The 26,264-nt window shown below is 65.2% G+C and carries 27 protein-coding genes; 15 read left to right on the forward strand and 12 right to left on the reverse strand.

The features are described from left to right. Positions 1 to 20: 20 nt before the first annotated feature. From AB4Z42_RS25185 to AB4Z42_RS25230, 10 genes are all read left to right on the forward strand, one after another. Entirely contained in the window at positions 21 to 449 is a 429-nt protein-coding gene (locus AB4Z42_RS25185) for a hypothetical protein (protein WP_442011959.1), read from the forward strand. A gap of 2 nt (positions 450 to 451) precedes the next feature. After that, positions 452 to 1,669, forward strand: coding sequence for a cytochrome P450 (locus tag AB4Z42_RS25190; RefSeq protein ID WP_442012023.1), 1,218 nt, complete (start codon positions 452 to 454; stop codon positions 1,667 to 1,669). Next, a complete protein-coding gene (locus tag AB4Z42_RS25195) occupies positions 1,666 to 2,715 on the forward strand; it encodes an NAD(P)H-dependent amine dehydrogenase family protein (RefSeq protein WP_442011960.1) in 1,050 nt (349 codons plus the stop codon). The genes AB4Z42_RS25190 and AB4Z42_RS25195 overlap by 4 nt, the downstream gene beginning before the upstream one ends. Beyond that, positions 2,708 to 3,763 (forward strand): NAD(P)H-dependent amine dehydrogenase family protein, encoded by a 1,056-nt coding sequence (locus AB4Z42_RS25200; protein ID WP_442011961.1) that lies wholly within the window; start codon positions 2,708 to 2,710, stop codon positions 3,761 to 3,763. The genes AB4Z42_RS25195 and AB4Z42_RS25200 overlap by 8 nt, the downstream gene beginning before the upstream one ends. 74 nt (positions 3,764 to 3,837) lie before the next feature. Next, on the forward strand, positions 3,838 to 4,182 hold the full coding sequence (locus AB4Z42_RS25205) for a hypothetical protein (protein WP_442012024.1): 345 nt from the start codon (positions 3,838 to 3,840) through the stop codon (positions 4,180 to 4,182). Next, the gene (locus tag AB4Z42_RS25210; RefSeq protein ID WP_442011962.1) at positions 4,179 to 5,408 is read left to right on the forward strand and encodes a cytochrome P450; all 1,230 of its coding nucleotides are present in this window, start codon (positions 4,179 to 4,181) and stop codon (positions 5,406 to 5,408) included. The genes AB4Z42_RS25205 and AB4Z42_RS25210 overlap by 4 nt, the downstream gene beginning before the upstream one ends. Before the next feature lie 27 nt (positions 5,409 to 5,435). Continuing rightward, entirely contained in the window at positions 5,436 to 6,698 is a 1,263-nt protein-coding gene (locus AB4Z42_RS25215) for a cytochrome P450 (protein WP_442011963.1), read from the forward strand. A gap of 5 nt (positions 6,699 to 6,703) precedes the next feature. Further along, a complete protein-coding gene (locus tag AB4Z42_RS25220; RefSeq protein WP_442012025.1) occupies positions 6,704 to 7,645 on the forward strand; it encodes an SDR family NAD(P)-dependent oxidoreductase in 942 nt (313 codons plus the stop codon). A gap of 279 nt (positions 7,646 to 7,924) precedes the next feature. After that, a complete protein-coding gene (locus tag AB4Z42_RS25225) occupies positions 7,925 to 9,028 on the forward strand; it encodes an NAD(P)H-dependent amine dehydrogenase family protein (protein WP_442012026.1) in 1,104 nt (367 codons plus the stop codon). Between the two features lie 14 nt (positions 9,029 to 9,042). Then, the gene (locus AB4Z42_RS25230) at positions 9,043 to 9,612 is read left to right on the forward strand and encodes an isomerase (RefSeq protein ID WP_442011964.1); all 570 of its coding nucleotides are present in this window, start codon (positions 9,043 to 9,045) and stop codon (positions 9,610 to 9,612) included. Positions 9,613 to 9,687: 75 nt separating this feature from the next. Here AB4Z42_RS25230 and AB4Z42_RS25235 read toward each other — a convergent pair whose 3' ends face one another. From AB4Z42_RS25235 to AB4Z42_RS25270, 8 genes are all read right to left on the reverse strand, one after another. Then, positions 9,688 to 10,053, reverse strand: a complete 366-nt coding sequence (locus tag AB4Z42_RS25235) for a glyoxalase superfamily protein (protein WP_442011965.1) — start codon at positions 10,051 to 10,053, stop codon at positions 9,688 to 9,690. 4 nt (positions 10,054 to 10,057) lie between these two features. Beyond that, positions 10,058 to 10,504 (reverse strand): type II toxin-antitoxin system Rv0910 family toxin, encoded by a 447-nt coding sequence (locus AB4Z42_RS25240; RefSeq protein WP_442011966.1) that lies wholly within the window; start codon positions 10,502 to 10,504, stop codon positions 10,058 to 10,060. Between the two features lie 5 nt (positions 10,505 to 10,509). After that, positions 10,510 to 10,746, reverse strand: a complete 237-nt coding sequence (locus tag AB4Z42_RS25245) for an antitoxin (protein ID WP_442011967.1) — start codon at positions 10,744 to 10,746, stop codon at positions 10,510 to 10,512. Between the two features lie 10 nt (positions 10,747 to 10,756). Then, entirely contained in the window at positions 10,757 to 13,147 is a 2,391-nt protein-coding gene (locus tag AB4Z42_RS25250) for a cation-translocating P-type ATPase (RefSeq protein ID WP_442011968.1), read from the reverse strand. Then, complete coding sequence (locus tag AB4Z42_RS25255; protein ID WP_442011969.1) at positions 13,144 to 14,718, reverse strand: serine hydrolase; 1,575 nt, start codon at positions 14,716 to 14,718, stop codon at positions 13,144 to 13,146. Before AB4Z42_RS25255 ends, AB4Z42_RS25250 begins: the two co-directional genes overlap by 4 nt. 85 nt (positions 14,719 to 14,803) lie before the next feature. Then, on the reverse strand, positions 14,804 to 15,913 hold the full coding sequence (locus tag AB4Z42_RS25260; protein WP_442011970.1) for an MBL fold metallo-hydrolase: 1,110 nt from the start codon (positions 15,911 to 15,913) through the stop codon (positions 14,804 to 14,806). After that, a complete protein-coding gene (locus tag AB4Z42_RS25265) occupies positions 15,913 to 16,647 on the reverse strand; it encodes an enoyl-CoA hydratase (RefSeq protein ID WP_442011971.1) in 735 nt (244 codons plus the stop codon). The genes AB4Z42_RS25260 and AB4Z42_RS25265 overlap by 1 nt, the downstream gene beginning before the upstream one ends. 27 nt (positions 16,648 to 16,674) lie before the next feature. Then, positions 16,675 to 17,046 carry a hypothetical protein gene (locus AB4Z42_RS25270; RefSeq protein WP_442011972.1) on the reverse strand — a complete coding sequence of 124 codons (372 nt, stop codon included), beginning with the start codon at positions 17,044 to 17,046 and terminating at the stop codon, positions 16,675 to 16,677. A gap of 31 nt (positions 17,047 to 17,077) precedes the next feature. Here AB4Z42_RS25270 and AB4Z42_RS25275 point away from each other — a divergent pair, with 31 nt between their 5' ends. Then, positions 17,078 to 18,583 carry a carboxyl transferase domain-containing protein gene (locus AB4Z42_RS25275; protein ID WP_442011973.1) on the forward strand — a complete coding sequence of 502 codons (1,506 nt, stop codon included), beginning with the start codon at positions 17,078 to 17,080 and terminating at the stop codon, positions 18,581 to 18,583. 72 nt (positions 18,584 to 18,655) lie between these two features. After that, positions 18,656 to 19,348, forward strand: a complete 693-nt coding sequence (locus AB4Z42_RS25280) for a hypothetical protein (RefSeq protein WP_442011974.1) — start codon at positions 18,656 to 18,658, stop codon at positions 19,346 to 19,348. A gap of 11 nt (positions 19,349 to 19,359) precedes the next feature. On the opposite strand, the gene AB4Z42_RS25285 is transcribed toward AB4Z42_RS25280, so the two are convergent. Together AB4Z42_RS25285 and AB4Z42_RS25290 are read right to left on the reverse strand one after the other, a co-directional pair. After that, positions 19,360 to 19,806 carry a hypothetical protein gene (locus tag AB4Z42_RS25285; RefSeq protein WP_442011975.1) on the reverse strand — a complete coding sequence of 149 codons (447 nt, stop codon included), beginning with the start codon at positions 19,804 to 19,806 and terminating at the stop codon, positions 19,360 to 19,362. Between the two features lie 13 nt (positions 19,807 to 19,819). Further along, on the reverse strand, positions 19,820 to 20,362 hold the full coding sequence (locus tag AB4Z42_RS25290; protein WP_442011976.1) for a TetR/AcrR family transcriptional regulator: 543 nt from the start codon (positions 20,360 to 20,362) through the stop codon (positions 19,820 to 19,822). Between AB4Z42_RS25290 and AB4Z42_RS25295 the strand changes: the two genes are divergently transcribed. Next, the gene (locus tag AB4Z42_RS25295) at positions 20,342 to 21,601 is read left to right on the forward strand and encodes an FAD-dependent monooxygenase (protein ID WP_442012027.1); all 1,260 of its coding nucleotides are present in this window, start codon (positions 20,342 to 20,344) and stop codon (positions 21,599 to 21,601) included. The genes AB4Z42_RS25290 and AB4Z42_RS25295 overlap by 21 nt on opposite strands. On the opposite strand, the gene AB4Z42_RS25300 is transcribed toward AB4Z42_RS25295, so the two are convergent. Together AB4Z42_RS25300 and AB4Z42_RS25305 are read right to left on the reverse strand one after the other, a co-directional pair. Then, positions 21,579 to 21,974: a hypothetical protein gene (locus AB4Z42_RS25300; RefSeq protein WP_442011977.1), complete on the reverse strand. Its 396-nt coding sequence runs from the start codon at positions 21,972 to 21,974 to the stop codon at positions 21,579 to 21,581. The genes AB4Z42_RS25295 and AB4Z42_RS25300 overlap by 23 nt on opposite strands. Positions 21,975 to 22,004: 30 nt before the next feature. Further along, positions 22,005 to 23,633 (reverse strand): AMP-binding protein, encoded by a 1,629-nt coding sequence (locus AB4Z42_RS25305; protein WP_442011978.1) that lies wholly within the window; start codon positions 23,631 to 23,633, stop codon positions 22,005 to 22,007. A gap of 98 nt (positions 23,634 to 23,731) precedes the next feature. On the opposite strand from AB4Z42_RS25305, the gene AB4Z42_RS25310 reads away from it, so the two are divergent. Further along, positions 23,732 to 24,874, forward strand: a complete 1,143-nt coding sequence (locus tag AB4Z42_RS25310) for an epoxide hydrolase family protein (RefSeq protein ID WP_442011979.1) — start codon at positions 23,732 to 23,734, stop codon at positions 24,872 to 24,874. Continuing rightward, entirely contained in the window at positions 24,875 to 26,260 is a 1,386-nt protein-coding gene (locus AB4Z42_RS25315; protein ID WP_442011980.1) for an NAD(P)-binding protein, read from the forward strand. Positions 26,261 to 26,264 lie beyond the last annotated feature (4 nt).

Consider the following 26,264-nt stretch of genomic DNA (forward strand, 5'->3'; position numbering starts at 1 on the left):
CAGATTTAAGGAGAAGCGCCGTGACCACCACACCCGAGGCCACAGAGGAAAGGGCCGAGGATCTTCCGGCCGGAACCACCCCGTACTACGCGCGCATGCACCGGTATATCAAGCGGGCGGTGCTCGTATGCCTGATCGCCCTCGTCATCGAAGGCGCCTTCACGCTGCCGTTCATGGCCGTGTACTACGGCTATCCGACGCTGAGCCTCACCGAGATCTGCAGTGAACTGCTCAAGGTCCGCTACTCCGACGACGCGTTGGAATGCAAGGTGCCGTATCCGCCGTTGGGACCGCCCGAAGGAGCCGAAGGCAAGGACACCGCCCAGGATGAATGGGGCATTCAGCCTGTGCCGAAGTACAACCGGATCGGTTGGCGCGAACTGGTGCGCATCCATGACGAGCGGATGGCCCGGCAGGCGGCGGAGCAGGAAGGCGCTGCGGCACCGTGACGATGAAATCGCCCGAAGACCATGCGGCGAACTTGGACCTTCGCCACGAGGACTTCAACGACAACGATTTTCTGTACGACGTGTACGACGTGATGCGACGGAATACGCCGTTCTCACACACCGATACACCGTTCCTGAGCGCCACCCCCGGTGGCGCGTGGGTGGCGAATCGCTATGCGGAGTGCTACAAGATCCTGCAGGACTGGGAGAACTTCTCGAGCAATCCGACCCCCGCAGGAGCCGAACAACTCGCGGGTGATCTCGTGATCACGCTCGACCCACCGAGACAGCAGAAGTTCCGCAAGGTCCTCAACCCGTACTTCTCACCGGCTCGGATGAAGGCGCTGCGACCCCAGATCCGAGCCGAGACCGACCTTCTGATCGACAGCTTCATCGAGGAGGGAAAGGGCGATCTCGCACAGGTCGCGTGGCGACAGCCGGGCATCGTGTTTTTCAAGTACCTGCTCGGCATGCCCATCGACGACGTCCCCCTGTGCATCGAGTTGACTGACACAGCGCTCAACGGATTGACCGAAGAATCCCGCATGGCCGCCTGGGGCGGTTTGTATCAGCATCTCCACGACGCCGTGACGGCACGCACCAGCGAGCCCCCGCGAGACGACATGATCGACGTACTTCTCTCCGCAGAGATCGACGGTGAGAAGTTGCCGTTCGGCGACGTCGTCGCGAACGCGATGCTCCTCGTGCAGGCGGGTCTCGAGACGACGGCGAGCGCAATGTCGTTCGCATTCCACTATGTCGCAACATATCCCGAGGAACGCGACCGACTCATCGCCGAGCCCGAGATCATGCCGAAAGCCGTCGAGGAGTTCATCCGGTTCGCGGGATCGATCCACGGCATACCCAGGACGGTCGCGAAGGACGTCGAGCTGAGCGGCCATACCTTCTGCCCCGGCGAATCGGTGATCGTTAACTACGCCTCGGCGAACCGTGACGCCTCGGAGTTCCCGGATCCCGATCGCTGCGTCCTCGATCGGCAGGCGAATCGGCACCTCGGATTCGGAGCAGGCGTCCATCGTTGCCTCGGTTCCAATCTGGCACGACTGGAGTTTGTCGTCGGCCTCGAGCAGGTGTTGGCTCGGATGCCGGACTGCACTTTGGCGTCGAGCAATGCTGCGGTCTTCCATGGGAACTCGGTGACGCGCGGGTTCCGGCAGATACCCGTCGTGTTCACTCCAGGCGCGCGGACCACCATATGACCTACCGAATCGTTCAGTGGACGACCGGCAACATCGGCACGAAGTCGGTGCACGCGATCGTCGAGAACTCGCTGCTCGAGCTGGTCGGCTGCTACGCGTGGTCACCGGACAAAGTGGGCCGCGATGCGGGGGAACTGTGCGGCATCGAAGCGCTCGGGGTGTTGGCCACCGACGACGTCGATGCGCTGATCGCCCTCGAGCCCGACTGCGTGGTCTACAACCAGATGTTCGCCGACGTCGACCATTTGGTTCGCATTCTCGAAGCGGGCATCAACGTCGTCACCACATCGGAGTTCATCACCGGCCACCGGCTCGGCGCCGGACGCGAACGCGTCGCCAAGGCTTGCGAACTCGGTGGCTCGACGATCTTCGGCAGCGGACTGAACCCCGGCTTCATCCAGCTCTTCGCGATTGTGTCGGCAGGGCTGTCGGATCGAATCGATCGGGTGTACATCGAGGAGTCCTTCGACACCACGATCTACAACTCGCCGGAGACCGAGAAGATCATGGGGTTCGGATACCCGATCGATCACCCCAATCTGCTCGCGGTGACCGAGGAGGGATCGGGAATCTTCCGCGAAGCGGTCATGCTCGTTGCCGACGCCCTAGGGGTGGACCTCGACGACATCCGCTGCGAAGCCAAGTACGCCCAGGCCACCGAGGACGTCAACCTGCCCGGCGACTGGGTCATCGCCAAGGGCTGCGTGGCGGGCATCGACGTGAGCTGGAAGGGCTATGCCGGAGGCAGAGACGTCGTCGAAGTACGGGCAGTATGGACCAAAGGCCAAGCCCTGGAACCTACCTGGGAGATGGGGTTCGGGTACAACATCACGGTCGAAGGGCGGCCGACGATCAAGACCACCCTGGCCTTCGAACCTCCTGCGGATTTCGTGGCGGAGACGATCGAGGAGTACATCCTGCTCGGCCTGACCATCACGGCGGTACCCGCCGTCAACGCCATACCGGCCGTCGTCGCGGCGCCACCCGGGATCGCGACATACAACGATCTGCCGCTATTACTGCCACGGGGAGTTCTCCATGCCTGACAAGACATATCGGGTCATTCAGTGGATGACAGGCGATGTCGGGCAGGTCGGCGTGCGGCATTTCGCGGACAACCCGGTGTACGACCTCGTCGCGGTGCTGGTGCACAGCGCGGACAAGGTCGGCAAGGATGCCGGTGAGATCGCCGGTGTCGATCCGATCGGGCTGATCGCCACCGACGACGTCGAATCGATCATCGCCACCGACGCCGACTGTGTGTTCTACACGCCGATCATCATGGACGTCGACACCGTGTGCCGCCTCCTGCGGTCGGGGAAGAACGTCGTGACGACGAGCGGGTTCTTCCATCCCTCCCCTGACTTCCGGGACGACGGCGAACGGATCCGCGCGGCCTGCCGGGACGGTGAAACGTCGTTCCACGCAGGCGGAATCCACCCGGGCTATGCGGGCGACATCCTGCCGCTGACACTGGCACGGGTGGCCAGCAGGATCGACAAGGTGGTGGTCGAGGAGGTGGTCAACGTGCTTACGGACGCACCGCTGGATCACATCGACTGGATGGGGTTCGGCAAGGAAAAGGACAAGTTCCTCTCCGAGCCAACCATTCTGGGATTCGGAAAGATCTTCTTTGCGCAGTCGATGTACATGATCGCCGAAGGCCTCGGAGTCACGATCGACGAGGTCACGTCGGACCTGAAGGCGGCCGTCGCGACCGAGGACATCCCACACGAACTCGGTGCGATCCCCCGCGGCACCGTCGCCGCGCAACACCACGAATGGACGGGCTGGGCGAACGGTCGCCCACTCATCGTCTTCCACGCGAAGTACACGACGACGTCCGGCGACAAGGTGGACCCGGCGTGGGACTGGGGCACGACCCAGTACCGCATCCTCATCGAGGGCGATCCGGACACCGAGCTCACCCTCGCGGGCGTCGAAAAGCCGGACGGGACAATGACGCACCCCGGCTACGACTGGACGGCGATGGGCGCCATCAATGCGATACCCGACGTCTGTGACGCCCCGCCCGGCTGGGTCAACCACTTCGATCTCGGCCTCGTCAAACCCCGTGGGCTGGTGCGCCCGTGACCGAGCCACAGCCCTCGCAACTGCACCACGTCGTGTTCGCCGTGGCAGCGGAGCGGCAGGCGACGGTCGCGCAGATGTTCAGCGACCTCGGATTCAGTTTCAACGCCGCCGAACTGACCGAACTCGGTGTCACCGTTGCACTGGACTGGGATCGCGGCATCGAGTTGATCAGCCCGGTTCCCGGCTCCACAGCGTCGGTGGCGGCCTCGGTGAACGAGTTCCTCGACCGGCACGGCGACGGGGTGTACACCGTCGTGCTTCGGGTCCCGGACGCCTCCGCGGCCGAATCCGTCACTGAGCGCTACGGGTCCACCACCCGCTTCCGGCAGAGCTTCGACGGCGAGGGGTCCTACCTTCACGAAGTCGAACTGGCGGTGTTCGGCCTTCCACTTACCATGCTGTCGACCAACGTGCCATGACCGTCGTCGCCAAACCGAGTGTCTTCGAAGCCGGGCTGCCGACGCTGACCTACGACGTCACCGACACCCCGCAGGAGATCTATCCGCAGTTCCGAAACGCTCAGATCGAGGCGCCGATCGCATTGGGACCCATTGGGCCCGAAGTACTCTCGTACGAGATGGCCAGGACCGTCCTCGGCGATCCACGGTTCGTCATCCCTCCCGGAATCCACCTGTCCGCCCACGGCATCACGTCAGGTCCACTGTGGGACAGGGTCACCGGCAGCATCCTGAACATGGAGGGCAGCGAACACCGTCGGCTGCGAAGCCTGGTCTCCAAGGCATTCACCCCGCGCGCGACGGCACGAATGGACGACACCATTCACGCCGTCATCAACGAGCTCATCGACGAGGTCGCCGACGCGGGGCGCTGCGAATTCGTCGCCGACATCGCCCGGCCGTATCCCATCCCGGTCATCTGTGCGCTACTCGGTGCGCCGCGCGAGGACTGGCGGCAGTTCTCCCTGTGGGCCGAGGACATTTTCAAGATCGTGAGCTTCGATATCGACCTCGCCGCCGAGGAATCCACGGTGTTGAGGGCCTGGGGTGAATTCGACGACTACGTGGACGAGATGATCGCCGACAGGCGTCGCCACCTGACGGACGATCTACTCTCCGAACTGATTCGGATCGGGGACGCGGGCGACCGCTTGGACGCCGGCGGACTACGTATGTTGGCGTTCAGCATCCTGATTGCAGGTACCGACACCACGCGCAGTCAGTTGGCCGCATCGATGCAGGTGCTCTGCGACCATCCCGACCAGTGGGCGCTGCTGCGCGAGAAGCCCGATCTCGCCATGCGCGCCGTCGAGGAGACGATGCGTCATTCGCCGTCAATGTGCAGCACCGTGCGCAGTGTCACCGAGGACATCACGATCGGCGACTACACCTTTCCCGCAGGCACTTTCATACTGGTGAACACCTATGCGGCCAACCGTGACGCCACCATCTACGACGATCCAGCTCGCTTCGACATTGCCCGCGATGCGCCGCCGCCCATCCTGACGTTCGGCGGCGGGGCGCACTACTGCCTCGGCGCCAACCTGGCGCGACGCGAACTCGCCGAAGCGCTCAAGATTCTTTCCCGGCGCCTACCGAACCCGCGCCGTGGCGAATTCCCGCCATGGAAGCCGCTGCTGGGTATGAGCGGACCGACCAGCCTGCCAATCGAATTTGGCATCGAATAGCACCGAGCTCGGTCGAAGGGAACTCCTATGACGGTCCACACCGCCTCACCCAGCGTCTTCGACGCGGGCCTGCCGACGCTGACATACGACGTCACCGAGACACCCTTCGACGTATCCGCCCGGCTCCGGGCAGCCCAGCAGAAGTCTCCGATCGTGATGGGACCCATGGGCCCCGAAGTGCTCTCCTACGAGTTCACCCGAGGTCTCCTGCGTGACAACAGGTTCGTGATCCCACCGGGAATCCATCTCGCTGCACAGGGCGTCACGTCAGGTCCGTTGTGGGACAAGGTCGTATCAAGCATCATGTGTAAAGAGGGCGCCGAGCATCATCGGCTGCGCAGCCTGGTGTCGCGGGCCTTCACGCCGCGCGCGACATCCCGCCTGCAGAACACGATCGACACGGTGATCAACGACCTTTTCGACCGCGTGGCCGACGCCGGCCGATGCGACGTGGTCGCCGACATCTCGCGGTCCTACCCACTCCCGGTCATCTGCACGCTGTTCGGGGCGCCTCAGGAAGACTTGGCGACCTTCGCGGGGTGGGCAGAAATAATCTTCAAGCTCGCCAACTTCGAGGCCGATCTCGTGGCAGAACAAGACGACGTGATGAGGGCATGGGCCGAACTCGACGCCTATGTCGACGGGATGATCGACGAACGCCGAAAGAGTCTGACCAACGATCTGCTCTCCGAGCTCATCCGCGCCGAAGATGACGGCGACCGTCTCAGCGCCGAAGAACTACGCATGACAGTAGCCAGCCTGCTGATGGCAGGAACGGATACCACCCGAAACCAGCTGTCCGCGTCGGTACAGGTCCTGTGCGATCATCCGGAGCAGTGGGCGATGTTGATCGAGCAGCCAGACCTGGCGATGCGCGCGGTCGAGGAGACCATGCGGCATTCACCCGCGGTGTGCAGCACAGTTCGCACCGTGTCGGAGGATGTGACGTACGGCGGTTACACATTCCCCGCCGGCACGTTCATCATGCTCAATACCTTTGCGGCCAACCGTGATCCGGACGTGTACGACGATCCGGACGTTTTCGACATCAGCCGCGAGGCGCCACCGGCGATACTGACCTTCGGCGGCGGCGTGCACTACTGCTTGGGCGCCAACCTGGCCAGGATCGAGCTGGCCGGAGCGCTCAATGTCCTCGCCGGTCGAATGCCGAACCCGCGCCGCATCGGACAAGCACCGTGGAAGCCGATGCTCGGCATGAGTGGACCGACCGAGTTGATCGTCGAGTTCGACCACGCGCCGCTGCCCGCTGCCCGGAAGGAGAAGCAGTGAGCGAGATGAGATTCGACGGCAAGGTCGCCATCGTGACCGGTGCGGGCGGCCAGCCTCCCAGCCTCGGTCGGTCGCACGCCAAACTGCTCGCCGACCGCGGCACCAGGATCGTCGTCAACGATCTCGGCGTCGGCCCAGACGGGCGCGGCACCCTCCGGTCGAACGCCGAACAGGTCGTCGACGAGATTCGGGCGGCCGGCGGCGACGCGGTTGCCGATGCGCACAGCGTCGCCGACGAAGCCGGCGCACGCGAAATCGTTCAAACCGCGCTCGACACATGGGGCCGCCTGGACATCCTGGTGAACAACGCAGGCATCGCACACATCGCCCACTTCGATGAGATCTCCAGCACCGATATCCGCAAAGTGATCGACGTGCATCTCATGGGCACCCTGTGGATGTGCCGTGCGGCGTGGTCTGTCATGCGGGACGCCGAATACGGCCGCATCGTCAACACCACGTCCGGCGGAATGTTCGGACAGGAGAACCTATCCATCTACGGCACCGCGAAGGGCGGCATCTTCGGGCTGACGCGGAGTCTTGCCATCGAAGGCGCCGTGCACGGAATCAAGGTCAATGCGCTCGGGCCTGCCGCCAACACCACCGCCATGCACCACCTCAACGAGGACTGCGCTTTCAATACCATGATGGAGGAACACTTTCCGGTCGACCTCGTGTCGCCTGCGGTGGCGTATCTCGCTCATGAGGAGTGCGAAGTGTCTGGGTCTTACCTCGAGGTCGGTGCCGGGAATGTCGCCATGCGGGTCTTCGGCATGAATGCCGGCTTCCACGATGTCGCTCTCACCACCGAGGCGGTACGGGACAACCTCGCGACCATCGTAGACAAGTCCACGACGGTCATCGTTCCCGACTTCTGGGAGGCAGCCCCAGGCACCGGTGAGGCTGCGCAGTTGGGCATCATTCCGAAGCCCTACAAATCCGTGTAGACCGAGATTCACGCGGCTGGATTCAGATGACTTCAGTCAACTAGCGGCTGGCAAGACACGGACAGATTCCTGTGCACGGCCTGCACGGTCGGCAAGGATGCTGCCTGCCAATAGTGCACGTTGCGGCCGATATTCGGCGCAGCCGTAATCGCCGCAGTGGACCAGCACTCGTACAGTCAGTTTCGCCGCACCGGATGCACTGACTGACTAGAATCAGTCTCTTGCACGCCGAAACCACGCGAGGGAGATGCAGTGACGACACTCAGTGAAGCGGAGAATGTGACAGCCAAGTCGCCCGCCGACAAGAAGTACCGCGTCATCCAGTGGGGTGTCGGCAATGTCGGAACGGTCGCGTTGCGCCATTTCGTCCACAACCCGGCCTACGAGGTGGTGGGTGTGCTCTGCAATCGTCCGGAGAAGGTCGGCAAGGACGCCGGCGAACTCTGCGGCAAGGCGCCAACCGGCGTGCTCGCAACCAACGACAAAGACGCGATCGAGGCACTCGACGCCGACTGCGTGTTCTATGCGCCGCTGTGGTCAGACCCCGATGAGGTATGCCGCCTGCTGCGTGGCGGTAAGAACGTCGTCGCGTCGGGCGGCGCGTGGTGGTACCGAACCGAGCACAGCCAGGCCGACATCGACAAGATCCACGCAGCATGTCTGGAGGGCGGCACATCCTTCCATGCGGGCGGTGTCAATCCCGGTTTCGCGGGTGACCTGCTCGTGCTGACACTGGCCCGGATCGTCAGCCAGATCGACGCCATCCACATCTACGAGGTGGTGAACTTCGGCAGGGACACGTTGAAGTACCTCTTCGAAATGGGCATGGGCAACACCCCCGAGGAATTCCACGAGGGACCGAACCTTCTCGGAAATGCATGGCCGCTGTTCGCTCAATCGATGGTCATGATCGTCGAGGGAATGGGCAAGACGGTCGAGAGATACACCACCGACGTCGAACTCGGGGTCGCCACCCGCGACATCCCCTTCGAAGGGGGCGAGACCAGCGACATGCCCGGCTTCAAAGGCGTGATCAAGAAGGGTACCGTCGCCCGCCAGCATCACAAGTGGACGACCTGGGTGGAGGGCAAACCTCTCATCACGTTCCACGAGATCTACACGATGGACACGTTTGATGCGATTGAGCCGCAGGAGGATTGGCCTCAGCACTACCACTACCGCATCGTGATCGAGGGCGACGCATCGACGGAATTGATCCTGCAAGGGGCGCAAGATCCCAACGGTGCCTACGCGCTGCCCGGATACACCTGGACCGCGATGGGCCCCGCCAACGCGATACCCGCGGTCGTCGACGCGCCACCAGGATTCATGAGCCATAGGGAACTCGGCCTCATGCCGCTCCGCGGTGTCATCCGGCCCTGACATAAGGTTCGGCGATGGCCTACAAGATCGACCCCGACGTGCTGCTGAAGGTGGCCAAGAAGGTTGTCGGGATACCGCTGGAGGGCGGGGAACTCATCACCCGGGCCACCCAGATGCTCGCCGACGAATATCCGGACCTCATCGACGCCGCGCCCGGGAACTGGGTGGGGAGCAAGGCCGGCGGCATCCTCGGCAAGGTCCGTTTCCTCTACTTCAGTCCACGTGAGTACATCGTGATATTCGGCTCTCCCACGGGGACGCAAGGGTTCTCGGGTCGATATAAGCACGTTCAGATACACAAGTTCCTGATTGCGGGCCGGATCGATTCCTACGACCTCGAATCCGAAGACACCCTCCCGTTGCCCCCGCTACTTCCCGGCGAGCACACCTGCTTGGAGAAGGGTCATGCCCGTGGACTGACCATCCACCCCGGCTCGTGGCACATCGAGTACGGCCGGGGCGCGGTGGTCACCACGCTGCCGTTCGCGATGGTCGACACCCTGCTGGTGTCGCTCGAACTGGAGTCAGTCCGCCGCTCGACGGTCGAGTTCGCCAAGCTGGTCGGCAAGCGCTTTCGCCGCTAGCCAAGCACGGCTCGAGTGTTGGGTTATGTCACGCTTCGCGACGAAAATCGTGACAAAAGCCAACACTCGCCGGAGTCAGTCCGCGGCCTGTTCGCAGAATCGCAGCTGGTTGCCGAACGGATCGGTCACGTCGACAGTCAGCCCCCAAGGCTCATGCTCAAGGCCGGGCTTCGCGAATCGGTAATCGCGAGCAGTGATTTCGGCGTGGAATGCTCGGATGCCGCGCATCGGGACGAACACGACACTGCCCGGTGTGCCATCACCGTGATGCTCGGACAAGTGAATGATCAGCTCCGATCGGCTGATCTGGGCATACCGCGGAAAGTCCGGCGCAAACCGATGCTCCCAGTCGGTGGTGAAGCCCAGATAATCGAGATAGAACTCCTCGGCCTTGGCCTGGTCGAAGATGCGGAGGACAGGAACGGCGCGCTCGAATTGCATGCGCTCAGGCCGGCGCGAACACAGTCTTGAAGCGGTCCAACGACTCTCGGAAGTCGCTCTTCAAGGCACTGGCCACGACCATGCCGATGGGACCGAACAACGCGGCCCCGCCGAGATGCACGTCGAAGGTGACCGACGAGCCCCCTTTGACCTTCTTGCAGGACTTCACCTTTCCGATGAGTTTCACCTTGACACCGCCCTCGCCCTTGCCGTCCAGGGTGATGGTCTCGGGCGGCTTGAAATTCACGATGGTCCACTTGATCCGGACGGGCATGCCCTTCACTTCCACGATCGACTCGATGACCGTGCCCTTGTCCAGGGTTTCGGGCAGCTTGCTACGCCAGACCTTGTGAATGCTGAGCCACTCGCTGTAGCGCGACAAATCGGACGCGCTCTCCCACGCCTGCTCCGGCGGTAACGGGACGTCGACGGAGACGGAGAGTTTCGCCATACGTACTAGGGGTTCGGCGCAGCCGGCGGGGCGGGGGGCGCGGGCGGAGGCGGAGTCAGCGGGTTCTGGGCGGTGGCGTTGTCCTCCACCGCCTTCTTGGCGGCGCCCTGCGCCTTGTCGACGTGCTGGGCGTACTTGCCCTGCGTCTTCTTGTCCACCAGGTCACCGGCCTTGTCGATCGCGGTGTCCACCTTGTCGGCGTTCTTGGCCAGCACGTTCTTCAGCTTGTCGAGAAATGCCATGCGCCCAACCCTACTCTGAGCGCCACAGCCTCCGTCGTTCTCCCAGTACGGCTCCCTGGACCCACCAGATGACCTCGATCGCCGCGGCACCGACGAGGCCGATGATGAACGCCATCGACGTGGTCTTGAGGTTCGACGGGTCGAGCATGAACGCCTTTCGGGCCAGCGGAATCGAGAAAATCACCACATACGCCAGACCAGACACGGTGACCAGCGCGATGCGCCACCACTGGTATGGCCGCGCCACGACGGCGAGCACCCAGACGCCGGTCACCAGAAGGGTGATCAGGGCCGCGGTCGACGCCTGCGTCTGCTCGACCGGCGTGGCCTGCCGCCCCTGATAGGCGATCAGGTAGGAGGTGAACGTCGCGGCACCCACCACCAGCCCCGACGGCAGCGCCGCCGTCATGACCCGCCGCACGAATCCCGTATGCGCCCTTTCGTTGTTGGGCGCCAGCGACAGGACGAATGCGGGGATGCCGATGGTGAACCAGGCGGCGATCGTGACGTGGATGGGCTGAAACGGGAACAGCAGCGGATCGGTGCCGAACAGCTTGGAGGACAGCCCACCGAGGCCCACGAGAATCGCAAGCAGCACCGAGTACACGGTCTTGGTGAGGAACAGATTCGAGACCCGTTCGATGTTGCCGATCACCCGGCGGCCCTCACCGACGACATACGGCAACGTCGCGAACTTGTTGTCCAGCAACACGATCTGGGCAACCGCCCGGGAGGCCGAACTGCCCGAGCCCATCGCCACACCGATGTCGGCGTCCTTGAGGGCCAGCACGTCGTTGACTCCGTCGCCGGTCATCGCGACCGTGTGCCCACGTGACTGCAGGGCGTGCACCATGGCCCGCTTCTGATCCGGCCGCACCCGGCCGAACGTGGTGTATTCCTCGAGGGTGTCCGCCAACTGCTCGGGCGCATCGGGCAGCTGACGCGCATCAATGGTCTCACCCTCGAGACCGAGCGATCCGGCGACCGCACCGACGGAAACGGCGTTGTCGCCCGAGATCACCTTGATCGAAACCTTCTGCTCCGCAAAGTAATCCAGGGTCTCGCGGGCGTCGGGCCTTACACGTTGTTCGAGGACCACCAACGCCGCGGGCGTGACGTGACCCGGGGCGTCGTCGTGGTCGACCTCGACGTCGCAGGACCCCAGGAGCAGCACCCGCATTCCCTGTGCGCCGATTTCCTCAGCCTGCTTGGCGATTTCGGAGCCGGGCTCGAGCAGTACGTCGGGCGCACCGATCACCCAGTGGCCGTGTTCTCCGTACGACGCACCACTCCACTTGGTGGCGGATTTGAACGGTGCGATCGCCGAGGGCTGCCACCCGGGCGGCATCTTGTACGCCTCGGCGATGGCCTCCATGCTCGCATTGGGTCGTGGATCGTCGGCGGCGAGTTGAGCAAGAATGTCCGCCACGGCACGTGAGTCCAGCTTCTTCAGATCCGCGACTCGCATACCGTTTTCGGTGAGGGTGCCGGTCTTGTCAGCGCATACGACGTCGACGCGCGCCAGTCCCTCGATGGCCGGCAGTTCGTTGACCAGACACTGCCTGCGGCCCAGCCGCACGACGCCGACGGCGAACGCGATGGACGTCATCAGCACGAGGCCCTCGGGCACCATCGGCACCAGTGCACCTACCATCCGCAGCACCGACTCACGCCATCCCGAGTCAGTGGTGAACAGCTGGGTGTAGATGATCAGCAGACCCGCGGGGATCAGTAGGTACGTGATGAACTGCAGGATCTTGTTGATACCGCTTCGCAGTTCGGAGTTCACCAACGTGAACTTGCTGGCTTCGTCGGCGAGCTTGGCCGCGTACGCTTCCCGGCCGACCTTGGTGGCCCGGTACGCGCCGCTGCCCGCGACGACGAAGCTGCCCGACATCACGGGATCGCCCGCGCTCTTGACGATCGGATCAGCCTCGCCGGTGAGCAGGGACTCATCAACCTCCAGGCTGGCGTCTTCGACGATCTCACCGTCGACGACGATTTGGTCGCCCGGTCCCAGTTCGATGATGTCGTCGAGCACAACCTCGCCGGGGAGCACCGGCTTGGTACCGGATTGCCTGCGCACCAAGGGTTTCGCCTGGCCCACGATGGCCAACTTGTCGAGCGTCTGCTTGGCCCGCAGCTCCTGGATGATGCCGATCCCACTGTTGGCGATGATCAGCAGACCGAACGCGCCGTTGATCACCGACCCGGTGGACAGCACGATGATCAGCAGCACACCGAGGATGGCGTTGATGCGGGTGAATACGTTTGCCCGCACGATCTCGGAGACGCTGCGCGCTGCGCGGGTCGGCACATCGTTGGTCTTGCCTTCGGAGACACGCTGCGCGACTTCGGCATCGGTGAGACCGGCGGCCTCGACTCGCGGGGAAGCGCTCATCGTAAGAACGTCCCCTTGCCACCCTCGTCGTAATACTCGAGCATCAGCTTGGTGCCGTCGAACGTGGCTTTGGAAACCGTTCCGGGCGGGGCGTTTTCGGCGACGAACTTGAAGGTGAAGACGTTGCCGTCCCAATGCTCCAGAGGGACCTTCAGCTTCGGGCCGATTGCCAGCGTCAACTTGCCGTCCGCCTCGGTGACCTTCGCCGGACCCCAGTAGTCGTTGTTGTAGGTGCCGACGTATGTCGGCAAGGGTGCGGCGGGCGCGGGATTCGCGGGCGGGCTCTGACCGACCAGCGAGCCCACCGGCTGCTCCATCTTCTGGAAGACCGCGCTGTACAGCTTGTACCAGTCCTCGCGTACCTCGCCGAACTGCACGAGGTCGGCGAACTCGGCGGTGAGCGACTCGGGCACGCCCGACGGGGTGGCGTTGGTGAGCGCCACGATCGCCACGTCGGCCGAGGGCAGGATCACGAAGTTAGTCCCGGCTCCGAGTTCGAAGGCACCCGAGTGGCTGAGTTGCGTCCGCGCGCCGGAGGTGGTGCCGACGTTGAATCCGAAGCCGTAGAAGCCCGTTCGCATCGCGGGCTCGCTCGCCGGGCTGGACACGATCTGGGGTGTGACCGCGGGCAACAGTGCCTCCTCGGGGACGATCTGCTTGTCCTCGTGCTTCCCGTTGGCCAGTACCATCGCCAGCCAGCGGGTCATGTCATTGACCGACGAGCTCGCGCCGCCTGCCGGCCCCTCCTGGTCCGCGTCGCGCACGTACTGCGGCTCGTACCGTCCGTCGACGTGGATGTGGCCGACGGCCCGGTCGGGGTCGGCCGCGTAATCGGCGAACCGGTAACTGGTCGAGGTCATGCCTAGCGGGTCGAACAACACATCGTCGGCGAGGGTCTCCCACGGCTTGCCCGCGCTCACCGCCACGGCCTCTGCACCGGCGGTGTACCCGAAGTTGGTGTACGCGTACGAGATCCGGAAAGGATCGAGCGGAAGCTGGCGGAGCCGATCGAGCACCTGTCGGCGGTCGTAGCCGAGATCCTCCAGCATGTCGCCTGCATGATCGGGCAGTCCGGAGCGGTGCGAGAGCATGTCGCCGACCGTGACCATCCGTGTCACCACCGGATCGGAGAGGGCGAACCAGGGCAGCTTCGACACGAGGGTCGTGTCCCAGCCGATCGCATCCACCCCGACCTGATGCGCGACCACCGTCGACGTCAGTGGCTTGGACAGCGAGGCGAGCTGAAAGACGGTGTCGGCGTCCACTTTTTCGCCGGTCTTCACATCCCTGACGCCGAACCCCTTGGCGTACACGGTTTTCCCACCGTGCACGACGGCGACCGACATGCCGGGGATGCCGGACTTGCGCATCAGGTCCTCGGCGATGCCGTCGAGTTTGGCGACGGCCTTGTCGACGGCGTTCTCGGGCAAGGGCATCGCGGGCACCAGCGGCGGCGGTATGTCCGATTCAGCCGGGGAGGCCGGCGGCGCCGGTTCGGCGGGCTTCTCCGTTGTGCAGCCGGGCAGCAGGACGATCAACCCCACGACGGCCAGCCTGGCCAGTGCATTCATGACGTGCACCGTATCCCGTCGACTGCACGCTTGTTGGACACGAATCGCGAGTGGACCCGTCAACAAGCGTGCGCTCGGCGCACGGCTAGAGGCGCCACCACGGGTCGTCCGCCAATGCCGTGTCGGGCTGCACCCGCTGCCCCGGTTTCGGCACCGCCACCGCCACCGTGTCGGATTCAGCGGCCTTGATCAGCCGCTCCACCGGCTCGGACCACGGATGCGGCGCGAGGCGGAACGTCGCCCAGTGGATCGGTACCAGCAGGCCGGCGTCGGTGACGTCGCGGTGCGCGCGGACCGCGTCCTCGGGATTCATGTGGATGTCGGGCCAGCCCGGGTGATACGCGCCCACCGGCATCAGGGTGAGGTCGAACGGTCCGTGTTCTGCGCCGATGTCGGCGAAGCTCTTCGAATATCCGGTGTCGCCGCCGAAGAAGGCGCGATGGCCGGGTCCGATCAATGCCCACGACGACCACAGGGTGGTGTTGCGGGTCAGAAAGCGACCGGAGAAATGCCGCGCCGGGGTGCAGACCAGGGTGAGGTCGCCCAACCGGGCGCTCTCGTTCCAGTCGAGTTCGACGATTCGGTCGGCGGGGATGTGCCACGCCCGAAGGTGGGCACCGATGCCGAGCGGGACGAAGAACTTGGCCCGCTGGGTACGCGCCACTTGTTTGACGGTGTCGATGTCGAGGTGGTCGTAGTGGTCGTGGCTGATGATGACCGCGTCGATCGCGGGCATCGCCTCCAGCGGGGCGGGCACCGGATGCAGCCGCCGGGGGCCGACGGTCTTCGACGGTGAGCAGCGGTCGCTCCATACGGGGTCCGCCAGCACACGGTAACCGTCGATTTCGATCACCGCCGATGAGTGGCCGTACCAGGTGACGGCGAGATCGCCCGCTGCCAGGCTGGGGTCCGGCGTGACCAGCGGGACGGGTTCGGACGGATGCTGGCGCGAGCTGCCTCCGACGACCTCGCGGACGAGCAGGAACTGCTCCTGGCGAGTCAGGCTGGCCGGACTCGCCGGCTCCAGGTTGACGAAGACGCCGTCGTGGTAGTTCGAGGACCGCTTGGCGATGCCGTCGATCTCGACCGGCGACGCCCCCAGCGCGGACGGGGTGCCTTGCAGCGCGCGCAATGCCCAGCCGCCGGCGGCAAGCGTTGCCGTTCCGAAGCCGATGCGCAGCGCCGCCCCGATCATCAGGCGCCCCGGAACCTCGGTGGCCGCTTCTCGATGCGCGCGACCTGCGCCTCGATGACGTCCTGACTGGCCCAGGCCCTGTCGAACAACTCGGTGTGCCCGGGCCACGGGTCCTCGTAGGCGCCGTCGTCATTAAGCACGCGCTTGGCATGCTGCAGAGCCAACGGTGCGTAGCCGGCGATCTCGGCGGCCCACGCCTGGGCATCGGCCAGCGTGCCGATGCGGTTGGCCATACCGGTGTGCAGTGCAGCCTCGGAGGTCAGCCGTTCCGCGCCGAGCAGCATGCCCCTCGCCCGCCCGGCCCCGACCAGCGAGGTCAGCCGCCGGATGCTCCAGTTATCCAGCGCCAGACCGTATTTCGCGACGGGGAACTGGAAGTATGCCTCGGGCGCGACGACCCGCAGATCGCAGATCATCGAGAGGATGACTCCGGCACCGATCGTGGGTCCGTTGATGGCCCCGATGACCGGAATGGGCGCCTGGTCGATCGCGATGTTCAATGCCTTGGCCTTGTCGGGCAGTTCCTCGGCCACCCCCGCCGCGTCGGTCAGGTCGGCGCCCGAGCTGAACACGTGGCCCTGGCCGGTCAGCACGATGGCCCGGACGTCGTCACTCGCGGCCTTCTCGACCGCTTCACGCAGGCCGTCGACGAGCGCGCCGTTGAGCGCGTTGCGACGGTCGGCGCGCTGCATTTCCAGCGTCATCACATCGCCGTCGCGGGTCACACCAATCATGGCGCCACCCTATCGGGACAACCCGAGTCAGGCCGTGGCGGTGCAGGCCTCGATCAATGCCTCCGGCTCGGTGACACTCACCCACAGCGTGCTCAAGGTGACCGGCACTCCCATGACGTGAGCTTTCGTCGCAGGGTCGATGGTCAGCTCGACCATCCCCTTCGACGATCCGTTCACCAGCCAACGGCCGCGCCACCCGTGCGCACCCCAGGAAGTCACCCGACCTTCAGCGGGCTCTGCCTTGGTGATGGTGGACAGCGGGATGGCGGTGCGAAAGCCCCACCCGAACTTGACGTGCAGGATGCCGTCCGCGATGCGGACCTCACTGTGCTTCGGTCCCAGACCAAAGGGCACCGAAAAGGGAAGAAACCAACGCTCATAGCGCAGCTCTGTGGCCATGGAATCAGAGTAGCCACGATAGCCTCTGCGGGTGAGCCGGATCGGTGCCCTTGACCTGCGCGATGCCGTGCTGGACGAGGGTTCGTTCCGTAGCTGGGACACCACACCGCTTGCTGTCGACGGCAGCGAGGAGTACCAGCGCGAACTGGCCGCCGCGGCCGCCAAGACGGGCCTGGACGAGTCGGTGCTCACCGGCGAGGGCACGGTTTTCGGTCGACGTGTGGCCTTGGTGGCCTGCGAGTTCGACTTCCTGGCCGGTTCGATCGGGGTGGCCGCGGCGGAGCGGATCACCAACGCGGTGGCTCGTGCGACGGCCGAACGGCTGCCGCTGGTCGCTTCGCCGAGTTCCGGCGGCACGCGCATGCAGGAAGGCACCGTCGCATTCCTGCAGATGGTGAAGATCGCGGCGGCCGTCGAACTGCACAAGCGGGCGCATCTGCCCTACCTGGTGTACCTGCGCCATCCGACGACCGGCGGGGTGTTCGCGTCGTGGGGCTCGCTTGGCCATCTCACCGGCGCCGAACCGGGCGCGCTCATCGGCTTCCTCGGCCCGCGGGTCTACGAACATCTCTACGGCGAACCGTTCCCCGAGGGCGTGCAGACCGCCGAGAACCTGGAACGCCACGGCGTGATCGACGGGGTTGTTCCCCTCGAGGCGGTGCGCTCGGTGCTCGACCGCACACTCAAGGTCGTCGCCGACCCTCCCGAGTCTCCGCCGCCATTGCCCGATGCCGTGCCGGTACCCGACGTGCCGGCGTGGGAGTCGGTGGTGGCCTCTCGTCGGCCGGACCGTCCCGGTGTGGGTTATCTGCTGCGGCACGGCACATCCGAGCGGGTGCTGCTGTCGGGAACCGGCCGAGGCGAAGATGCCACCACGCTGCTGGCGCTGGCCAGGTTCGGCGGCCAGCCGGCCGTCGTACTGGGTCAGCAGCGGGTCCTCGGCGGCCCAGGTTCAATCCCGGGTCACTCCGCTCCTGCCCTCCGTGTCGGCCCGGCGGCGCTGCGCGAAGCGCGACGGGGCATGGCACTGGCCGCGGGACTGCGGTTGCCTCTCGTGCTCGTGATCGACACCGCCGGACCGGCGCTCACGGTCGAGGCCGAGCAGGACGGTCTGGCCGGTGAGATCGCCAGGTGCCTAGCCGATCTCGTCACGCTGGACACGCCGACGGTGTCGGTTCTGCTCGGCCAGGGCAGCGGCGGGCCTGCGCTGGCGATGGCGCCCGCCGACCGGGTGTTGGCCGCACTGCACGGCTGGCTGGCTCCGCTGCCCCCGGAAGGGGCAAGCGCGATCGTGTTCCGCGACACCGAGCACGCCCCGGAACTCGCTACGGCGCAAGGAATCCGGTCGGCCGACCTGCTACGCAGCGGCATCGTCGACGCGATCGTGACCGAACGACCCGATGCGGCCGACGAGCCGCTGGCGTTCACGCAACGCTTGTCGGCGACCATCGCCAACGAACTGCACGCGTTGCGGGCGATGCCCGACTCCGATCGGCTGACCGCCAGGTTGGTGCGCTACCGCCGGATCGGGCTCTGACGCGATCAGCAGCGCGGCACGACCGGAACCGGCGGGACACCTCAGCACCAACGCGCGTGGCATTCTGGGAACGTGGAAGCTCTGCTTCATTTCGCGGGCAACTACTGGTGGGTGATCTTCCCGCTCAGTGGTGTGATCGGCGGTGGCCTGCGGGCGGTACAGACGGCCAATGAGCGACGTGCGCAGCGACGACTCGAGCGCTACCGCATCAAACAGCAGACCAAGGTCGCGCTCGCGGAGGCATCGGGACGAGCGCGCACCAACGAGGCCGCCAACCGCCGCGAGATGACGAAAGTGCTGGCCCGCCACGACAACACCGACGCCCGCTGGCTGGAGTACGAGATCGACGTCGCCAGACTGTTGGATTTCCCGTTGATGACCGATATGCGGGACCCGTTGACCATTGCCTTCCACAAGGCCCGCAGCCACGCGGACCTGATGCGCCCGGACAGTGTCGACGACATCCTCGACGACCGCGGCGCGCAGCTCGAGTACCGCGACGCAGTGCACGAGTACGTCACCGCATTCGACGTGGCCGAAGCCGAAGCGACCCGCAGACGGCGTAGTGACTTCTCGGCCGAAGCACAGGAGCGCCTCGAGCGCGCTCAGCACCTGCTGCGCCTGGCATCGGACGGCGGCGCGACGAACGAGGAGCGCAAGGCCGCGTATGCGCGCGCCCGCAAGGAACTCGACGGGCTGATCGTGCTGCCCGCTGTCACCCGCGCCAGCATCGAACGCAAGATCGCAGGCGAGATCGAGGCCTAGGCTCTTTCGGACTAGGCGACCGCCAGTGCCGCGAGCATCGCCACGCAGGTGATGAGATCCAGCGGTATCCGCACCAGACTGCGCCTGGTCCACGCCACCGCGGCGGTCTCGTCGACGGCCGCCGGATCCGCCTTCTCGAATTCCACCGCCTTGGGCACGAAGTCGACAAGCGACCACACCCGCATCACGGCATGGCTGGCCAACGCCACCAGCAGCGCCAGCCGCACGTCGGCGTCACGCCAGGTGGCAATGAGCGCGACGATCAGAAGCACCTCGAACACGGTGTGCGCGGGGATCCAGAACCGGCGCCGGGAGATCCCGCCGTTGTGGGCCTGGATGATGCCTGGCCGCTTGGGCCAGGCCGGGTCGACGACCACGGTTTCGTAAAGGCCGCCCCCGAGCAGCGCGCAGGCGACGAGGGCGGCGGCGGCGATCAGGACGAGCGTTGGGGTCCACATCACCACCGATTGTCTAGGGTGCGTCGAGATAGCGCTGAACGGTGGGCCCCAGCCACGCGACCGCCTCGTCGTGGGGCATGGCGACGATCGGCGGAAGCGCCAGCACATAGCGGCACAACGCCAGTCCCAGCGTCTGCGTGGCGATCAGCGCCGCGCGACGTTCCGGCTGGTCGGGGTTGATCTTTGCGACGGCAGGCAGCAGTTGGCTCGCGAACATCGCCCGCATTCGTTGCGCCGCTTCGGCATTGGTGGCACTCGCCCGAAGCAGCACGACGAGTACCTCATCGCGTTCCCATCTGTTCATGAAGTGGTCAACCAGCGCCGCACCCAACTGGTCGCGATCGATGTCCGACAGATCCGGAAGCTGCAGATCGAAATCGGCCGCCGCGGCGAACAGCTGGTCCTTGCTTCCGAAGTACCGCATGACCATCGACGGGTCGATGTTGGCGTCCGCTGCGATGGCCCTGATCGTGGCCCGCTCGAACCCCGACTTGGCGAAGTTGTCCCTGGCCGCCGACAGGATCACGGCCTTGGTCTGTTCGGACGATCTGCGCATGCCAACGATTGTAGGCCAACAAGTGTTGACATACGCGGCATGTCGGGGAATAGTCAATGCCAACAAGCGTTGGCATTGACAAACAGAGTGAAGGAGAAGCAGATGAACACCACTCAGGTTCTGGTCATAGGTGCAGGTCCGACCGGGTTGGCGCTGGCCACCTCGCTGGTGGCCCACGGCATCGAGACAACCGTCGTCGACCGCGCGCCCGAGGGTGCCAACACGTCACGCGCCGCGGTGGTGAACGCCCGCACCCTGGAGGTTCTCGAACCCCTCGACGTGTCCCGGCGGCTCGTCAAGGAAGGGGTCGTGGCGCCGGTGTTCACGATCCGCGACCGCGGCGCCACCCTGATCCCGATCGATTTCAGCGGGCTGCCGACGGAGTATCCGTACTCACTGATGGTCCCGCAAGCCACGACCGAACGGCTGCTGCTCGAGCGGCTCGTCGAACTCGGCGGCTCCGTCATGAGGCCGAGGGCGCTGACCGCGATCACCCAGGACGCCGACGGCGTGACGGCGACACTCGACGACGGCGAGATCATCCGGGCGCATTACGCCGTTGGCGCCGACGGCATTCACAGCATCGTGCGCCAACAGGCAGGTATCGGTTTCGAGGGTGACGTGTACGACGAGTCGTTCATGCTGGCCGACGTTCGGCTGACCGGCGATGCGCCGCACGAGGAGGTCATCCTGTTCTGGGCGACCGCCGGCCTGACCGTGGTGGCACCGCTGCCCGATGGCGTCTACCGAATCGTCGCGCCCGTCGCCGATGCACCCGAGGAGCCCTCGGCGGAGTTCGTTCAGCAGGTGCTCGACAGCCGCGTCGGCTCGGGCCGGTTGGTGGTCACCGACGTGATCTGGGGTTCGCGATTCCGCGTTCATCACCGTGTCGCCGACACCTACCGGGCGGGTCGTCTGCTGCTCGCCGGTGACGCCGCCCATGTGCACAGCCCCGCCGGTGGGCAGGGCATGAATCTGGGCATCCAGGATGCGATCGCGTTGGGCGACGCGCTCGCCGCCGTGCTGGGCGGTGCGCCGGACAGTGTCTTGGACGACTACAGCGCTGTTCGCCGCCCGATCGCGAAAGACGTTGTGGCGATGACGGATCGACTGACCCGGCTGGCGACGCTGCCGCGGGCGGCACGTCCGCTTCGCAATGCCGTCATCAGCCTGGTCGGGCGGATACCTGCAGTTCGCGTCGCGCTCGCCCGCCGGCTCAGCGGTCTGGTGTACCGCTGAACTGGATCACGCGCCCGCGGCTGCCGACGTACAACGCGGTGGCCGCGGCCGTCACCTCGGCAAGCGCCAGCAGAGTCGCCACCGTCATGAGCGTCGACGACGGTGGTGCCTCTGCATTCGGGACACCGTGATGATGCGCGGGAGCGGGCAGGTGGAGCGCGATCATCGCGAGGTTCATCAGGGCGACGACCACCCAGGCCCGCGCCGTGCCGTCACGCCACAGCTCGCGCGCGCAGTACAGGCATGCCACGATCATCGCCGCGAGCAGCCCCGCCGCGACGACGCTGGACGTATGACCCAGCATCGCCGCATGTAGGCCAGCCGATGCGACGGCAAGCGCCGCGCATGCGCGTCGTGCAACCGTTGATGTCATACAGATGGAGACTCCGGCGGGCGTCAGAATTCATCCCTCTTCAGTGTCGAGTCCGAGAAGTTTGATCGTTTCCGCGCGCATCTCGACTTTGCGCACCTTGCCGGTGACCGTCATCGGGAACTCGTCGACCACGTGGACATACCGCGGGATCTTGTAATGGGCCAGCTTGCCGCTGGCGAATTGGCGCAACGCCTGCGCGTCCAGTGGGGGCTTGCCCTGCTTCATCTGCACCCACGCGCAGACTTCCTCGCCGTACTTCTCGTCGGGGACTCCGATGACCTGCGCATCGTCGACATCGGGATGGGTGTACAGGAATTCCTCGATCTCGCGCGGATAGATGTTCTCGCCGCCGCGGATCACCATGTCCTTGATGCGCCCCACGACATTGCAGTAGCCGTCGTCGCGCATGACGGCGAGATCGCCGGTGTGCATCCATCCGTCGGCGTCGATCGCCTCGTACGTCTTGGCCTCGTCCTGCCAGTAGCCGAGCATCACCGAGTAACCGCGCGTGCAGAATTCGCCGGTCTGCCCGCGCTCGACGACCTCACCGGTCTCGGGGTCGACAATCTTGATCTCGACGTGCGGATGCGCCCGGCCGATCGAACTGGTGCGCCGTTCGAGGTCGTCGTCGATGAGCGTCTGACACGACACCGGCGACGTCTCGGTCATCCCGTAGGCGATGGCGAGCTCGGTCATGTTCATGTCGCTGACGCAGCGCTTCATGACTTCCACGGGACAGACCGATCCGGCCATGATGCCCGTCCGCAGCGATGACAGGTCGCGCTGCGCGAGATCGGGCTGCCCGAGCATGGCGATGAACATCGTGGGCACCCCGTAAACCGCGGTACACCTTTCGGATTCGACGGCATCCAGGGTGAGTGCCGGATCGAATGCCGGCGCGGGGATGACCATCGTGACACCGTGGCTGGTGCACCCGAGATTGGCCATCACCATGCCGAAGCAGTGGTAGAAGGGCACCGGGATGCACAGCCGGTCGCCAGGGCCGAAGTTGATGAGCTCGGTGGTGAAGTATCCGTTGTTGAGGATGTTGCGGTGCGACAGCGTGGCACCCTTCGGGAAACCGGTTGTGCCCGAGGTGTATTGGATGTTGATGGGCTGGTTGTTGTCGAGCGAGTCCAACCTCGCCCGCAGGTCCTCGGCGGGCACCGAGTCGGCACGCCGGTGCAGATCGCGCCAGTCGTCGGTGCTGAGATAAAGCACCTCGGTCAGATCAGGTGCGTCGGCTCGCACCTCGTCGACCATGCTGACGTAGTCCGACGTCTTGAACGCCGTGGCAGAGACCAGGGTGCGGATACCCGACTGCTTCAGCACGTAGGCGAGTTCGTGCGTCCGATACGCCGGGTTGATGTTGACCAGGATCGCGCCGATCTTGGCGGTGGCGTACTGCACGATCGTCCATTCGGGGCAGTTTGGCGCCCAGATGCCGATCCGTTCGCCGCGCTCGATTCCCAGCGCCATCAGACCGCGGGCGATCACGTCGACCTCATCGTTGAGTTCGGCGTATGTCCAGCGTCTGCCGCTTGCCATGTCGACGAGCGCATCACCGTCGCGGTTGGCCTCGACGGTGCGTTCGAAGTTCGCGCCGATCGTCTCCTCGAGGATCTGGATGTCTGTGGGGCCCGCGTCGGATGACCTCATCGACTCATCGTCGCCTCGAAACTGCGCACAGATCGCGATTCGGCAGAAATACGCGCCCTGGCCGCAGTGTCGGCATCGAAGGGGTTCAGGATGGGGGCATGGCCGAGTCCTCGCTGATCAACCCATTTCGCATCGCGATTCCAGACGCCGATCTCGACGATCTGAAGGCCCGCCTGGCCCGCACGCGATGGCCGGACCCCGAATGCGTCGACGACTGGAACCAGGGCATACCGCTGGCCTACACCCGCAGGCTGGCCGAGTACTGGGCCAACGACTACGACTGGCGCGCCCGCGAAGAAGCGCTGAACCGCTTCGATCACTACACCACCGAAATCGACGGTCTGAACATCCATTTCATCCATCAGCGGTCCAAGCGCGAGAATGCCTTTCCCCTGCTGATCACCCACGGTTGGCCCGGATCGATCGTCGAATTCCATAAGGTCATCGAGCCGCTCACCGAGCAGGGGTTCGACGTGGTGTGCCCGTCACTGCCGGGATACGGCTTCTCAGGCAAGCCCACCGGCACGGGCTGGGGCATCGAGAAGATCGCGACGACGTGGGACACGCTGATGGGCAGGCTCGGCTACGAGCGCTTCGGCGCCCAAGGCGGTGACTGGGGCGCGGCCGTCACCACCCAGATCGGGCGCAATAGCGGCCGCCGGAGCCGCTCCGGCGGCGACATCGGCCGCTGCGCCGCGATCCACGTGAACATGCCGCTCGGCTTTCCCTCCGGCAATCTGGACAACCCGACCGAGGAGGAAAAGGCCGCGCTGGAGGCGGGTAAGTACTACGCGGACTGGGACTCCGGTTACTCCAAGCAGCAGTCGACACGTCCGCAGACCGTCGGCTATGGCCTGGTCGACTCCCCGGTGGGCCAGCTGGCGTGGATCGTCGAGAAGTTCTGGTCCTGGACGGACAGCGACGGCGACCCCGAGAACGTTCTGACCAAGGACGAGATGCTCGACAACGTGATGCTCTACTGGCTGACCGCCTCGGGTGCGTCGTCGGCCCGGCTGTACTGGGAGAGCTTCAACTTCTTCGGCGGGTTCGACCGTGTCGAACTGCCGACAGGAATCGCGTCGTTTCCGAAGGAGATCCTCAAGGCACCGCGCCAGTGGTGCGAGGCCGGCTACAACATCACCCACTGGACCGATATGCCGCGCGGTGGCCACTTCGCGGCGTTCGAACAGCCGGAGCTCTTCGTCGACGACGTGGCCACCTTCTTCGACGGGATCCGCTAAATGGGACAGACGATCGAGGCCGACTACCTCGTCGTGGGCGCGGGCGCGATGGGGCTGGCCTTCACCGACACGTTGGTGGCCGAGTCCGACGCCACGGTGGTGATCGTCGATCGCCACGATCAGCCCGGTGGCCACTGGACCACGGCCTATCCGTTCGTGCGGCTTCATCAGCCGTCGGCGTATTACGGTGTGAACTCGCGAAACCTGGGCAGCGACACCATCGACCAGACCGGCTTCAACGCGGGCTACTACGAGCTGGCCAGCGGCGGCGAGGTCTGCGCCTACTTCGACGCCGTGATGCGCAACCATCTGCTGCCGACGGGCCGGGTGACCTACCTGCCGATGAGCGAGTACGTCGGCGACGGCCGAGTGCGCACATTCAGCGGCGAGGACTTCGAAGTGCGCGCGCAGCGCCTCGTCACCACCCACGTCGAGATCATCGTGCCGTCGATGCGCGGCCCGTCCTACGCCGTCGACGATCGTGTCCAGTGCGTGCCGCCCAACGACCTGCCGCGCATCCGCGACACCCGCGATCGCTACGTCATCGTCGGCGCGGGCAAGACCGCGATGGACTCGTGCGTGTGGCTGCTGCGCCACGGCGTCCCGCCCGAACGGCTGACATGGATCAAACCCCGCGACTCCTGGATCCTGGACCGCGCCGCGATTCAGCCGGGCTCGCAATTCGCCAAGCGTGTGCTGCGCGACTTCTCCGCCCAGCTCAACGCGGTGCTCGAGGCGGAGTCGCTTCCCGACCTGTTCGACCGTCTGGAGGCCAAGGGCTGCCTGATGCGCATCGACGCCTCCATCGATCCCACGATGTACCGGTGCGCGATTCTGTCGCAGGCCGAGGTCGAAGAGCTCCGGCGGATTTCCGACGTCGTCCGGATGGGCCACGTCAAGTCGATCGAACCGGGCCACATCACCCTCGAAGGAGGGACCCTCGACATCGACGGCTCAGCGCTCTATATCGACTGCAGCGCAGACGGTTTCGCCCACATCGAACCGGCGACGGTGTTCACTGATGAGCAGATCGCGCTGCAGGCGGTGCGGACCTGCCAACCGGCGTTCAGTGCCGCCGTCATCGGCCATGTCGAAGCGACGTACCCCGATGACGCCACGAAGAACGCGTACTGCAACCCCGTGCCCTATCCGTCCGATCCCATCGACTGGCTGCGAATGATGCGGGCGTTCAACAAGAACCAGCTGCAGTGGTTCACCGACCCCGAGATGATGGCGTGGGTCGACAGGTCGCGGCTCAACGTGCTGCACCACGTCGCCGGAGGAGTGAGCGAGAAGGCCCGCGAGAAGATCATCTCCGTGTTGACGTCGCAAATGCCCATCATCAACGACAAGCTGGAAACCCTTCTGGCGCAGGCCGACACGTGATTTG

Origin of the sequence: Mycobacterium sp. 2YAF39 (assembly GCF_052114565.1) — a bacterium.
In the GTDB taxonomy this organism is placed as follows: Bacteria; Actinomycetota; Actinomycetes; order Mycobacteriales; family Mycobacteriaceae; genus Mycobacterium.